The organism is Epibacterium ulvae (assembly GCF_900102795.1).
GTDB classification, from domain to species: domain Bacteria; phylum Pseudomonadota; class Alphaproteobacteria; order Rhodobacterales; family Rhodobacteraceae; genus Epibacterium; species Epibacterium ulvae.
This window is the reverse complement of record NZ_FMWG01000002.1, coordinates 478,190-491,272: the sequence shown is the minus strand read 5'-3', so window position 1 is coordinate 491,272 and position 13,083 is coordinate 478,190. Positions and strand designations below refer to the sequence as shown.

At 52.2% G+C, this 13,083-nt stretch carries 12 protein-coding genes; 9 read left to right on the top strand and 3 right to left on the bottom strand.

The genetic code is table 11. The features are described 5' to 3' along the window. From BLP79_RS04890 to BLP79_RS04875, 4 genes are all read left to right on the top strand, one after another. Complete coding sequence (locus BLP79_RS04890; protein WP_090216865.1) at positions 1 to 1,494, top strand: tripartite tricarboxylate transporter permease; 1,494 nt, start codon at positions 1 to 3, stop codon at positions 1,492 to 1,494. Positions 1,495 to 1,652: 158 nt separating this feature from the next. Beyond that, positions 1,653 to 2,849: an MFS transporter gene (locus tag BLP79_RS04885; protein WP_090216963.1), complete on the top strand. Its 1,197-nt coding sequence runs from the start codon at positions 1,653 to 1,655 to the stop codon at positions 2,847 to 2,849. 79 nt (positions 2,850 to 2,928) lie between these two features. Then, the gene (locus BLP79_RS04880; protein ID WP_090216863.1) at positions 2,929 to 4,182 is read left to right on the top strand and encodes an Hsp70 family protein; all 1,254 of its coding nucleotides are present in this window, start codon (positions 2,929 to 2,931) and stop codon (positions 4,180 to 4,182) included. Positions 4,183 to 4,523: 341 nt separating this feature from the next. Beyond that, entirely contained in the window at positions 4,524 to 5,423 is a 900-nt protein-coding gene (locus BLP79_RS04875; RefSeq protein ID WP_090216861.1) for a hypothetical protein, read from the top strand. A gap of 74 nt (positions 5,424 to 5,497) precedes the next feature. Here BLP79_RS04875 and BLP79_RS04870 read toward each other — a convergent pair whose 3' ends face one another. Further along, entirely contained in the window at positions 5,498 to 6,070 is a 573-nt protein-coding gene (locus tag BLP79_RS04870) for an NUDIX hydrolase (RefSeq protein ID WP_332835851.1), read from the bottom strand. Positions 6,071 to 6,175: 105 nt separating this feature from the next. Between BLP79_RS04870 and BLP79_RS04865 the strand changes: the two genes are divergently transcribed. Continuing rightward, positions 6,176 to 7,408, top strand: coding sequence for a bifunctional alpha/beta hydrolase/OsmC family protein (locus BLP79_RS04865; RefSeq protein WP_090216859.1), 1,233 nt, complete (start codon positions 6,176 to 6,178; stop codon positions 7,406 to 7,408). A 47-nt stretch (positions 7,409 to 7,455) separates the two neighbouring features. Here BLP79_RS04865 and BLP79_RS04860 read toward each other — a convergent pair whose 3' ends face one another. Beyond that, the gene (locus BLP79_RS04860; RefSeq protein ID WP_090216857.1) at positions 7,456 to 7,839 is read right to left on the bottom strand and encodes a hypothetical protein; all 384 of its coding nucleotides are present in this window, start codon (positions 7,837 to 7,839) and stop codon (positions 7,456 to 7,458) included. Positions 7,840 to 7,925: 86 nt separating this feature from the next. Here BLP79_RS04860 and purB point away from each other — a divergent pair, with 86 nt between their 5' ends. The 4 genes from purB (at position 7,926) to BLP79_RS04840 (ending at position 12,137) form a co-directional block, all read left to right on the top strand. Beyond that, complete coding sequence (gene purB / locus BLP79_RS04855) at positions 7,926 to 9,230, top strand: adenylosuccinate lyase (protein ID WP_090216855.1); 1,305 nt, start codon at positions 7,926 to 7,928, stop codon at positions 9,228 to 9,230. A gap of 159 nt (positions 9,231 to 9,389) precedes the next feature. Further along, positions 9,390 to 9,929, top strand: a complete 540-nt coding sequence (locus BLP79_RS04850) for a tetratricopeptide repeat protein (protein WP_090216853.1) — start codon at positions 9,390 to 9,392, stop codon at positions 9,927 to 9,929. A gap of 77 nt (positions 9,930 to 10,006) precedes the next feature. Then, entirely contained in the window at positions 10,007 to 11,152 is a 1,146-nt protein-coding gene (locus BLP79_RS04845; protein ID WP_090216851.1) for a flagellar motor switch protein FliG, read from the top strand. A gap of 103 nt (positions 11,153 to 11,255) precedes the next feature. Continuing rightward, positions 11,256 to 12,137, top strand: coding sequence for a lysophospholipid acyltransferase family protein (locus BLP79_RS04840; RefSeq protein ID WP_090216849.1), 882 nt, complete (start codon positions 11,256 to 11,258; stop codon positions 12,135 to 12,137). 7 nt (positions 12,138 to 12,144) lie between these two features. Here BLP79_RS04840 and BLP79_RS04835 read toward each other — a convergent pair whose 3' ends face one another. Next, positions 12,145 to 12,849 (bottom strand): DUF1223 domain-containing protein, encoded by a 705-nt coding sequence (locus BLP79_RS04835; protein WP_232716275.1) that lies wholly within the window; start codon positions 12,847 to 12,849, stop codon positions 12,145 to 12,147. Positions 12,850 to 13,083 lie beyond the last annotated feature (234 nt).

Here is a 13,083-nt window from a genome sequence, read left to right as displayed (position 1 = left end):
ATGCTGGAAGGACTTTTAACAGGTCTTGCCACGGCCTTTACGTTTACAAACATCCTGATGGTCATCGGTGGATGTTTGATCGGGACATTTATCGGCATGTTGCCCGGCCTTGGGCCGATGTCGATCATTGCTATCATGATCCCGATTGCCATCACCATTGGTGATCCTTCTGCTGCGCTGATCCTGCTGGCAGGGGTGTACTATGGCGCGGTTTTTGGCGGATCGACCTCGTCGATATTGATCAATGCACCCGGCGTGGCCTCAACAGTGGCGACATCCTTTGATGGCTATCCGATGGCACGCGCAGGCAAAGCGGGTAAAGCCCTGACCATCGCCGCGATTGCCTCTTTTTCAGGGGGAACCATTGGTGCAATTCTCTTGATGATCTTTGCACCTGCGCTGGCTTCGGTCGCGCTTTTGTTTCATTCCTCAGAGTATTTTGCACTGATGGTCGTGGGATTGTCCGCCATTGCGGCCTTTGCGGGCACTGGTCAGGTCTCAAAAGCACTGCTGATGACGTTTCTGGGCCTCATCATGGCCACGGTTGGCGAAGGCGTTCTGTTTAACTCTGCCCGTTTCACTATGGGGGTGATGGAGCTGCAATCTGGCTTTGGGTTTGTTACACTCGCCATGGCGATGTTTGCCCTCCCCGAAGCGATCTATCTGGTGCTGGACCCCACCCGCTCCAAAACTGGCGATGACAACAGCGGCGAAATCAAAGATCTGCGTATCAGCAGGGATGAAGCACGTAAAATTGCTCCCGTTATCGGGCGACAGTCTTTGCAAGGCTTCTTTATTGGCGTGCTCCCCGGCGCAGGGGCTACAATCGCATCTTTCCTTGGCTACGCAGTTGAACGCAACATTGCCCCCAAGCATGAACAGGACGAATTTGGCAAAGGGGCCATTAAAGGTATCGCGGCACCCGAAAGCGCCAATAACGCAGCCTGTACCGGCTCGTTTGTGCCACTCTTGACGCTTGGGATTCCAGGATCTGGAACAACTGCAATTTTGCTTGGTGCGCTTATCGCGCTTAACGTCTCTCCAGGACCGCGTTTGATGATTGATGAGCCGCAGATCTTTTGGGCGGTGATTGTTTCAATGTATCTTGGCAATTTGGTGTTGTTGATCCTGAACCTGCCTCTGATCCCTTACATTGCAAAGGTATTGGCGGTTCCACGGAATTTTCTGATCCCCTTTATTTTGTTCTTTACTCTGATGGGGGCTTACATCGGGCAAAATAACGCAGCAGAGCTGTTGATCCTGATCGGATTTGGCATTGGGGCAACTTTACTCCGGTTTGCCAACTACCCTCTCGCGCCATTGCTGATCGGGTTTATTCTTGGGCCATTGCTTGAAAACAACTTTGCCCGTGCAATGCAGCTGTACGATGGGGTTGGTTTTATCTGGGAGCGCCCGATGACACTTGGCCTACTGATCTTTGCGGCATTGCTTATCGTCTTACCCTCGGTGAGGAACCGCAAAGCCAAAACCTAAGAGGTAAGCTGATACAATCTTTCAAAGGGCGCATTCCGCGCCCTTTTTTTATGTCATACATCACACTTCGCATGACATAAAAGCTTCATTTGCTTGCAGCGCAGGAACCATGTCAGGTTGCATGCCTTAGCGCGACAGTACTTTTGGATTATTTTACAATGACATTTTCTGACTTTCGCAGCGCGTTGCCTTTCTTGGCACTGCAACTCAGCGGGACGCTGTGCAGTTCTATGATCGTTCCCTTCATGGGGTATTTCATCGTTGAGGACCTAGAGAATGCGCCGCTGATTTTAAGCGTCTATTCTGTCCTTGTTGTTGCACTGACATTGTTTTTAAATAAACGTTTCGCAAAGGCCATGGATGCAGGGAACCCCGTGTTTCCGCTGATTGGTATCGCTGCAAGCGGGTATTTGATGGCGGCATGTGCCTTGTCGCTTTCCCCAACGCTCTGGGTCACGCTAACTTTTGGCGTGATTGGGTTTAGCTTTGGCTCCAGCGCAGTGTCGACGATGTTCACCCTGAGCCGCAGTTACGCCGAAGCGCGCAAGATCCCCACAGAACAGTTCAATGCTTTTATGCGCGCCACGACATCCACTGGTTGGATGATGGGCCCTGCCCTATCTTTTGTCATTGCAGACAGTTTAGGCGCGCCGTTTGTCTTTCGAGTTTGCGCAGCACTGGTTGTGATCTGGCTTACGCTTTGGTGGCACATTGTGCCGCGCAATATGACCAGTCTCACCAAATCAGATAAGGCTACGCGAGCCTCCGCACCCCATGCCCCCTTGTCAGATCATGCTCTTTACCTAGCAGCGCTTGTTTGCTTTTGCCTTTCAACCGCACATTCGCTGACCTTTTCCGCCCTGCCGCTGTTTTACGTGCAAGAGGTGAACCTGCCCACCTTTGCACCCGGCCTGCATTTTTCGATCAAAACCTTTGTCGAAATCTTTGCTATTCTCTCTACTCCTTACTTCATCCAGCGGTTTGGCGTGCGTCTTACACTGGGAGGTACTTTGATCCTTGCCATCGTCGCGATTGAATTTCTGGCGCAGATCAACAGCCTGAAAATGATGATGCTGGGAGCCGCCATTGAAGGGCTGTATTATGGGTTCTATGCAAGCCTCAGCATCACTTTCGTGCAAAGCTTTGCAAATGGACGCTTTGCACGTGCAACAGCCATCTATTGGAATACACTTATGGTCAGCGGTCTAATCGCCGGTCCATTGGTGGGTGCAATTGGCCAGTATCATAGCTTTCAAGCCGTAATACAGCTGGCAGCGCTTGGCGCTGTCCTTGCGCTCGGCATTTTGGTTCTCACCCGTGCGCTTACGGCACCGCTAGCTTCCGATCAGACCTAAAGATAAGGACGAAAATCCAAACCTTGCCGAAATGGGGCAAATGCGCTAGACGCCTTCTCCCATCTTTTGGAGCGCACACATGTCAAATCAGTCCCCAACAACCCTTGGCATCGATTTTGGCACTTCAAATTCCGCTGCGGGCCTTGCCGTTGCAGGGCGTCCCTACCTGATTGAACTGGAACCGGGAGAAACCACGCTACCAACCGCAGTCTTTTTTGAAGAAGGCCAGCGCGGTATGCGGATTGGGCGCAGCGCCACCCGCGCTCTGATCGACGGCGAAGAAGGCCGTTTCATGCGGGCGCTCAAAAGCCTTTTGGGCACGCCCCTCCTTTATGAAGAACGTCGTTTGGGGGGCGAACGGCTAAGCTTTGCTTCGATCATTGCGCGGTTTCTAGCAGCGGTAAAATCTCAGGCCGAAGCCCAGACGCGGATGGTGTTTACCCACGCTTTATCCGGGCGGCCGGTCAAATTTCATTCCAAAGACGCCGCGCGCAACACCAAGGCCGAAGAAGATCTGCGCGCCTGCTATCTGGAAGCGGGTTTTACGGATGTAAAATTCCTGAACGAGCCAGAAGCCGCCCTGCGCGCAGCGCCGCCAGAACCGGGGGTGGGCCTTATTGTTGATATCGGCGGCGGGACATCGGATTTCACCGTTTTCTCACAAGATGTGAACGGCCACACTGAGATTTTGGCCTCTAATGGTGTGCGCATCGGCGGAACCGATTTTGACCGGCAAATCAGTATCGATCACGTGATGCCTCTGCTTGGTCGTGGCAGCGACATCAAAAACGCATTTGGCGGCGGGACCTTGGCGGCCCCAAATCAGATCTTCAACGATCTCGCAACCTGGCAAATGATCCCTTTTCTTTATACAGGTGAGACGCGGCGCAAAGCCGCTGATCTTGCGGCGCATGCGGTTGAGCGCGAAAAATTGGATCTTCTGGTTGACGTTTTGGAACATGAGCTGGGCCACGATGTCGCTTTCGCGGTTGAGCGCGGCAAGATCACCGCCAACAGCCAAGCTGAAGCCCGTGTCGATCTGCGCATGCTTAAGCGTGGATTGGGCACCCCGCTTAGCTCAGACCTAATGCAAACATCACTTGCTGCAACTGTTTCTGAGGTCCGCACCTGTGCCGCTGAAACGCTACAGCTGGCAGATGTCACTGCGGCGAAGGTCAACCGGATTGTACTGGTCGGCGGCTCATCTCTTCTTCAGGTGATTGAACAGGAGATGCAGAACCTCTGTCCCAACGCTCGCCTGCATCGCGACAATGCAATGACAGCTGTTGCAGATGGGCTTGCCCTCAGTGCGCAACACGCATTTCACAACTGATCCCCAGTCAAAAGCGGGCACAGAACCAGCGCCAAGGAAACAATCAGTGATCGCAGATCCTTTTCGTGGCGGCCTGGAATGGTTAACAATTCCCTTACCTCGTAAAGATTGTGCGAGCTGCGGCACAAATGTGTTCCTGCGATGCCGTCTCGATGCCTTATTCTAAACAATTTACTTTCAAAAATATACGCCAAATCATTGATTTTTATAAATTATAAAGGGTGCCACAATTTGATAGCAGGGCGGTTTACATTTTTTGAATAAAATAGATCACCGCCTAAATTTATACTCTTTCAAATTTTATTGTTTCCTCATCGGCCCCTAAAAACAGGATTTCGATGATGGAACAGAGCGCAACATTAAAAGCAAAACTTGGCTTCGAAGGAGAAGTCCTGGGTCTTCTGGATGCAGCAGCTCCTTTGATCGTTGACACGCTTGAGGTCTACGGCCACGATATTTTAAGCTCTGAAAATCCTACCGGTCACACTCTGGTTCTTGATACCGACGAATATTGTCTGGAACTGCGGCGGCGGCGCAAACTTACCCATGGCTGGCGCTCACCACATACGCTTGGCGACACGCTAGAGCTGCGTTTGACGCCACTTTATCCAATGTATAATGATCAAGAACTTTCAGAGACCTTGCTGGCCTGCCTGTTGCATGCGCTCGCTGTAACCTTGCCTATCCGAAGCGTGCACTGGTTGGATTGGCCAACCGAACTGACCGCCGATCAATTCCTGAGTGTTTTTGAAACACCTTTTACAAAACAAGACACCGTTGAGCCCACGCCAGTTTCAGCATCAAACACAGCGGGACGTCTGTTTCATCGCGATGCACCGTTGTATCGCGCGACAACCTTTGGAAAAATCAGCGCAAAACCCGCGCCAACCCAAAGAGCGTCTCGCTTTGCTCCCATTGATCAAACCGCAGAACAACTTGCTCTGCAATGTGATCTGCGTCTGAAAACCGCGGCAATGGATCAGGCACAAAACGTCGGATCAGGCAGCTGGAAACAATATGTTCTGGACAAACTGCCCCAGCATGTCGCCACATTTGCTCTGACCGCTATCATGGCAACGGTTTCAGCACCCGCAGCCATTCTGGCCGGCGCGGTCAATCTTATTCGCGGCAGTGATTTACGGTTTTCTTTACAGCTCCTCGTTCTGCTCACGTTGGCGCTGTATCTGGACAGTGCAGGCATGGTGCGCGCCGCGCTCAGTCTTTTGCCCGCATTGCCCTAAAAGCACACGGTTTCATCGTGTGCCAACCGCCTTGTCTCTCCTGCCAGAGAGACAAGGCTCAACCTGTGGAGCCGTTAGGCTCCTCCGCTAAGCGACAATTCCCCTATTATATCAATGGCTTTATCGCGCAGACGCAGCAACGAAGGTTCGTCAGAATACTCTTCCAGCGCCTCAAGGGGCACCCATGCCAGATCGTTGCTCTCTGCACTGGAGCAAAGACGTCCCTGCTCAGCCTGAAATAGGTAACGCACATCAAAATGAAGATGTGCAGGATCAGCACCTCGCGCAGGAATTTCATGGACGTCGAGATCAATCACGTCTTCTGTCAGCAGACGGATCCGGCTCAGCCCGCTTTCTTCATAAGCTTCCTTTTGCGCGACAAAAGCCGCATCTACAAGACCGTCACAATGGCCCCCAAGCTGCAGCCATTTGTCCAGTTTAACATGATGCGTCAACACAACCGAAGTGAGATCCTTTGACACCACAAAAGCTGATGCTGTGACATGATCATGTGATGGGTCACGTTCAAACGCGCGCGGCTCGGCGTCCAAAAACCCCATAAAGCGCGTACAGATTTCCATATCAAACGTCGTCTTTAGATTATATGTACCTATTCCCGGCAGTTGTCGTTTTAGATCGTCTTCCACCAAACACCTCACCTCTGCGTGACAAAATGTAGCAAACCTTGATAGGCTGTCTAAGCAACCACATCTTTTCAACCGCTTACCGCAATAGATTACAAGGGGCACTCTATGCCAACGGAACGTATCTCTTTTCCCGGCCATGCGGGTCTCAACCTTGCAGCCCGTCTTGACCTTCCCGAAGGTCCCGTTCTTGCAACAGCACTTTTTGCTCACTATTTCACGGGGTCCAAAGACAACGCTGCTGCACGCCGCATCTCGTCTCGTCTTGCGGCGATGGGCATCGCAGTTTTACGGTTTGACTTCACCGGGCTTGGTCAATCATGTGGCGACTTTGCAGACACCAGCTTTACCACCAATGTCCAAGACCTTGTTGCTGCAGCTGCATATTTGCGCAGCCGTGACATGGAACCCAGCCTCCTGATTGGTCACTCTTTGGGGGGCGCTGCTGTCTTGCGTGCAAAACAAAACCTGCCCTCTGTGAAAGGCGTCGTTACGCTTGGTACGCCCTCAGATCCCGGCCATGTTGCGCATCATTTCGAAAAGGCACTCCCTGAAATCAAAGAAAAAGGTCAGGCAGAAGTCTGCTTGGGCGGGCGCCCTTTTGTGATCAGCAAAGAGTTTGTAGATGACATTTGCGGCACGCATTTGAAAGAAGCTGTGCCCAATCTGGATGCAGCCCTTTTGATCATGCACGCGCCTTTGGATGCAACCGTCAGCATTGATAACGCGGCAGAAATTTTTGGTATGGCGAAACACCCCAAAAGCTTTGTCACTTTGGATGACGCCGATCATCTGATCACGCGCGCCTCTGATGCGGAATATGCGGCAGAAGTTATTTCAGCCTGGGCCGCGCGCTATGTGGATCTGACACCGCCCGCGCCCCCACCTGGCGCACCAGAAGGTGTCTTGCGCGTTACCGAGGCGGACCCGACCGGCTTTATGCAGCATATCCAATCCGGCCCTCATCACCACACCATCGCAGATGAACCCCTTGCCTACGGTGGAACCAACAAAGGCATGACGCCTTATGGTTTTGTCTCAGCCGGTCTGGGCGCCTGTACAGCGATGACGGTACGCATGTATGCGCGTCGTAAGAACTGGCCTCTGGATGATGTCAGTGTTGAGGTCAGCCACAACAAAGTACACGCACATGATGCAGGCCCCGAAGGCTCAACAAAGCTTGATCAATTCACGCGTACATTACATCTGTCTGGCGCATTGGACGAAGAGCAGCGCGCACGTCTGCTGGAGATTGCTGACAAATGCCCTGTACACCGGACACTGGAAGCAAGCGCAAACGTTGTGACCGAACTAAAAGATTCTGCTGGATTTGAAGATTAATCCCGCCCAAAGGCCTTCCGCAATCCCAGCGGGAGGCCACTTATTGGCTATTCTCCTTTGTACTTACCAACCGTCACGTCTCCCCGCTTGCCGATGAAGCGCAGCATCTCCCCTTGGACTTCGATCTGATAACACGCCCACAGATCCGAAGGGGGCCAGACCGAACAGTAGTGATCACCCCGAATTGACCAATATCCAAGGCTTGGCCGATCCGAAATATAGCTGGTCTGACCACTCACATCAAAGCTTTGCTCCGCACCGTTTTCATAAACGAGCGCACGCCCTGTCAGGGCAATCTTAATGGCGTTGGCATCCAATCTCTCCCACGCGCTGTCTGCCAAGGCGGTTCCTGCAGCAAAAAGGCTGACCACAGTGGCAGCCTTCAACGCGATCCAACGGAGCTTTGTTGTTTTCACATAGGTCATATACATCTTCAGCCTCCCAGACTTGCTCAATGTCCTCCTCTGCTCTAAGAGGCTGGCATCTGCTGGACAATCACATAAAGGTGCTTTCGCCCATGATCCCTCGTTATTCTCGCCCCGACATGGTCGCCATCTGGTCACCAGAGAGCAAATTTAAGATCTGGTACGAGATCGAGGCGCACGCCTGCGAAGCAATGGCCAATCTGGGCGTCATCCCACGCGAAAATGCAGATGCGGTCTGGAAAGCAAAAGATGTCGAATTTGACGTCGCGCGCATTGACGAAATCGAAGCTGTCACCAAACATGACGTCATCGCCTTCCTAACGCACCTTGCCGAACACGTGGGCAGCGAAGAAGCGCGTTTTGTACATCAGGGCATGACATCATCAGATGTTCTGGACACCTGCCTGAACGTACAATTGGTGCGCTCTGCTGATATTTTGATCAAGGATATGGAAGGCCTGCTGGCGGCTCTGAAAAAGCGTGCGATCGAGCACAAAGACACTGTGCGTGTTGGTCGCTCACACGGTATTCATGCGGAACCCACCACTATGGGTCTGACCTTTGCGCGGTTTTATGCGGAAATGGACCGCAACATGGCGCGCCTCAAACTGGCACGTGAAGAAATTGCCACCGGCGCAATTTCCGGTGCGGTTGGGACATTTGCCAATATCGATCCTCGCGTCGAAGAGCATGTCTGCGAACAGCTGGGCCTTGCGGCTGAGCCGATCTCAACCCAAGTGATCCCGCGCGACCGCCATGCGATGTTCTTTGCCACCTTGGGTGTTATTGCGTCGTCGATTGAAAATGTCGCCGTCGAAATTCGCCACATGCAGCGCACCGAAGTGCTGGAAGGCGCCGAATTCTTCTCGATGGGCCAAAAAGGCTCTTCCGCGATGCCGCACAAGAAAAACCCAGTTTTGACCGAAAATCTCACGGGTCTTGCGCGTCTGGTGCGCATGTCCGTCATCCCGGCGATGGAAAATGTTGCGCTATGGCATGAACGCGATATTTCACACTCTTCTGTTGAACGTGCGATCGGCCCAGATGCCTGTGTGACTCTTGATTTTGCGCTGGCGCGATTGACAGGCGTGATCGACAAAATGCTGGTCTTCCCCGAAAACATGCTGGACAATATGAACAAATTCCCCGGCCTTGTGATGTCACAGCGTGTACTGCTGGCCCTCACCCAGGCAGGTGTTAGCCGTGAAGACGCATATTCCATGGTACAACGCAACGCATTGAAAGTCTGGGAAGACCGTGTTGATTTCCGCGAACTTCTGCTGGCAGATGCAGATGTCGTTGCGGCTCTTGGTGAAGAGGCAATCAACGAAAAATTCGACATGGGCTATCACACCAAACATGTGGATACGATTTTCAAACGGGTCTTTGGTGAATAATCTATAGACCTGATTAAACAGAAAAGGCCTCCGTTCCTGCGGAGGCCTTTTTGTTTGTGGCATGAAACCTAAAAAAACACCTTTGTGATCGCATAAAATACGCGCCTGATGTGTTTTATGAGTATGCTTTGATAAAACGGACAACTTGGAGACCCTGTTATGCGTTCTTTTGCGATTGCAACTGCCCTAGTGGCAACATTTGCTCTACCTGTATTTGCGGCCGGCGGTGATGATTTTGAGCCTCCAAAGCCATCTGATGGAACAAAAAAATGCTGGGGCAAACGGGTTTATGATGCAGAGACGGGAAAATGCATCAAACCTGAAAAATCGTCGATGAGTGATCAGCAGCTTCTGCAAACGGCGCGAGAACTGGCATATTTGGATCGCCAAGAAGACGCACAGGCTGTTTTGGCGGCGATCTCAGACCAAACGGATGGCCACGTTCTGACGTACTGGGGCTTTACGCATCGCAAACTGGGCAATCAAGATCTAGCAGATCGCTTCTACACTCAGGCGATTGCGCAGGATCCAAGCAATATCCTAGCCCGCTCTTATATGGCGCAAGGTTTTGTCACGCAGGGTAAACTGGGGGAAGCCTATGAACAATGGCAAGAGATCCTTGCCTATGGCGGTAAAGGCAGCTGGCCCGAAACCTCGCTGCGCAAGGCTTTGGAAACAGGGAAAACTTATAGCTACTAGCTTCAGCCTTTGTTTACGGGTTAACCGTTATCTTGGGCCTCATACCGAAGAAGAATCTTTGTGGTCGAGGCTCAAGAATGGAAGAAGACTCAGCATTGGCGCTCCCCATGGTGGGATTGGGAGATGACTTTGGGGATTTCCCTGCTCTCTCTCCGATGGAAGACACCAGCCCTGCTCCGATGGCAGACGCAGCACCGCTTGCGCCTGCTGCCCCTGTTGATCTCAGCGGAAAGGCAAAAGCTGCCATTGTCGTCAGGCTTTTACTCAACGAAGGCGCTGATATCCCAATTGAAGAACTGCCAGATGATCTACAGATCGAGCTGACCCAGCAAATGGGACAGATGAGCCTGGTGGATCGCGATACACTGAATGCCGTTGCAGGTGAATTTGCTGACAGGCTCGACAATATCGGCCTATCTTTTCCCAACGGTCTTGCAGGCGCGTTGACTGCAATGGAAGGGAAGATCAGCCGCTACACCCATAACCGCCTGCGCAAAGAGGCCGGTGTACGCCAATTTGGCGATCCGTGGGAACGTTTGCGCAGCCTTACGCCTGAAGATCTGGCAGAACTTGCACAGGCGGAAAGTGTCGAGGTTGCTGCGGTCTTGCTCTCCAAGCTGGATACCGCCAAAGCAGCTGCACTTCTGGGAGAGCTGCCCGGTCCAATTGCCCGTCAAATTACCTTTGCCGTGCGTCAAACCAGCAGTGTAACACCAGAAACCGTTGATCGCATTGGTCTGTCACTTGCCGCACAGGTCGAATCCCGTCCGGATGTTGCCTTTGACGATACCCCCGGTGAACGTATGGGCGCAATCTTAACTCAGTCCCCGGCTGAAAAGCGGGAAGAGGTGATGACGGCCTTGGATGCGGAGGATGAAGAGTTTGCGACGGATGTACGCAAATCCCTCTTTACCTATTCGCTTTTGGGCACGCGGATCGCACCAACTGATGTCCCCAAAATCACTCGTGTTGTTCCGCAAGGGGATCTGGTGACAGCCATTGCCTATTCCTCAGATGACGAAGATGTCGCCGCGAGTGATTTCCTGCTGGCCAATATGTCCTCTCGTATGGCTGCCAATATTCGCGAAGAAGTGGGCGAACAGGGTAAGGTAAAGCGGAAAACCGGTGAAATGGCGATGTCAAATATTGTAAACTCGCTCCGCGATCTGGTGAACTCCGGTGAAATCGAGCTGCTGTCCCCTGACGACGAAGAAGACGAATAGACAGAAACGCCTGCAAGCCAGATCAGGTTTGCAGGCAGCTTGTAGCCAAGCGTGGAGAGCGATATAGAAAGAGGCTAACCTCACACTCCGGTAGGTCCCTATAATGCCCATCACTCCTGAAGAACTCTCGACAAGTCAGCGTGTTAAATACTACCTGAGCAATCAAGTTATTCGGGGGATCACCGCAAGTTTGAGCCTGCTCCCCTACCCCCAGCGTATTGCGATGATGGGCCGCCTTGTGCGTTTTCTCGGGCCGGTGGTTGGCTATCATAAACGTATCCGCACCAATCTTGCGCTCACCCAACCGGAGCTGAGCGCGCAAGAGGTGAAAGACCTCTGCCGCAAAGTCTGTGACAATGTGGGGCGCAGCCTTGGTGAATTTTTCGCAGGTCAGCCGTTCTGGGATCGCGCAAAACAAGCCAAGATAACCGGCCCGGGCTTTGAACCTTTCAAAAAAGCGCGTGCAGAAGGCCGCCCCATTATGATAGTGACGGCCCATTTTGGCAACTATGATGCCGCGCGTTCAAAGCTCATTCAGGAAGGCTACAACCTTGGCCCGCTGTATCGGCGCATGGCCAATCCATATTTCAATGCCGACTATGTAAAATCCCTCAACGCCACTGGAACGCCGACCTTTGAACAGGGCAAAAAGGGGATGGTTGAAATGGTGCGTTACCTGAAAAAGGGTGGCACAATCGCAATTGTAACGGACCTACATGCAATTGGCGGTACCTATATCGATTTCATGGGCCACCCTGCAAGCACATCTCTGGTGCCCGCAGAACTTGCCTTGAAATACAACGCGTTGATGGTTCCGATCTACGCTGTGCGGCAAGACAATGGTCTGGACTTTGAAATCGTTATGAAAGAGCCGGTTCCCCACTCAGACGCATTGGAGATGACCACCCATCTTTGTCGGGATTTGGAACAGGAAATCCAGACCCACAAAGATCAGTGGTTCTGGATTCATCGTCGCTGGAAATAAACCAGCCTTAGTCGAGCTTTGCCGCGCCAACAATTGGTCCGTAAGGCCCTGCCTGGATCAGCAACGCGCTGCGCAGTTCATCATCCAAAGACACTGAGAGATCAAGCTCGCCTGTGCCGTCCCATTGATGAATGACTTCTAAGGTGCTTACAACATTCGCGTAGTCCAAGGTGTGGCCAGCAAGTTCACCACGCTTGATAGAAACGGTGCGCATGGGCGCATAGCGAACCAACTGGACAAAATGCGGCACGCCCTCTTGCAATTCTTGTACCGCCGTTGCTGTTAGTCGCACGCTATCACCTTCGTCGTAAAGCTGCATCGCAATTGGCGCAGGCGTGTCATTATACTTTTTCAACAGGCTTGTAACAGCAGGCACATTGGCGCCAACAACATCTTCACGCCCCATGATAACCATCTGTGGTGTGTAAATCATGCGCCGCTGCCCAACGTGCGCATAACCTTTTTGACGGTTGGTATACGCAGGTGAAGCGAATTCATCCTTCCAGCCGATGTAATCCCAATAATCAACATGCAGTGCTAAAGGTAAAACATCCTCATGTGATGCAAGTTCAGCCAATAACTCATCCGCCGGCGGACACGAAGAACAGCCTTGTGAGGTATAAAGTTCAATCACAACAGGACTTGTTATGGGACCTGCAGAAACAGACGTTGCCTGCAATCCGATGGTGGCGGCGCCGATCATCATGCCCATTGCTAGGGCCGCATCTTTAAATACTCGCATAAACCTACCTCATGTCTCGTCCTATCAGTTCTATCTCTCTAGACGCGACGAGGCCAATCAATCATTGTTGAGCTGTTCGAGAGCACCTGGACACAATCAAAACCAGATACCCATATGTGCTAGCACAAGCACAGGACGCAGGATCAAGACTTCGCACCCCTTCCTTGTGGAAGGGGCGTACAGAGCCAACGTATATTAATCAAG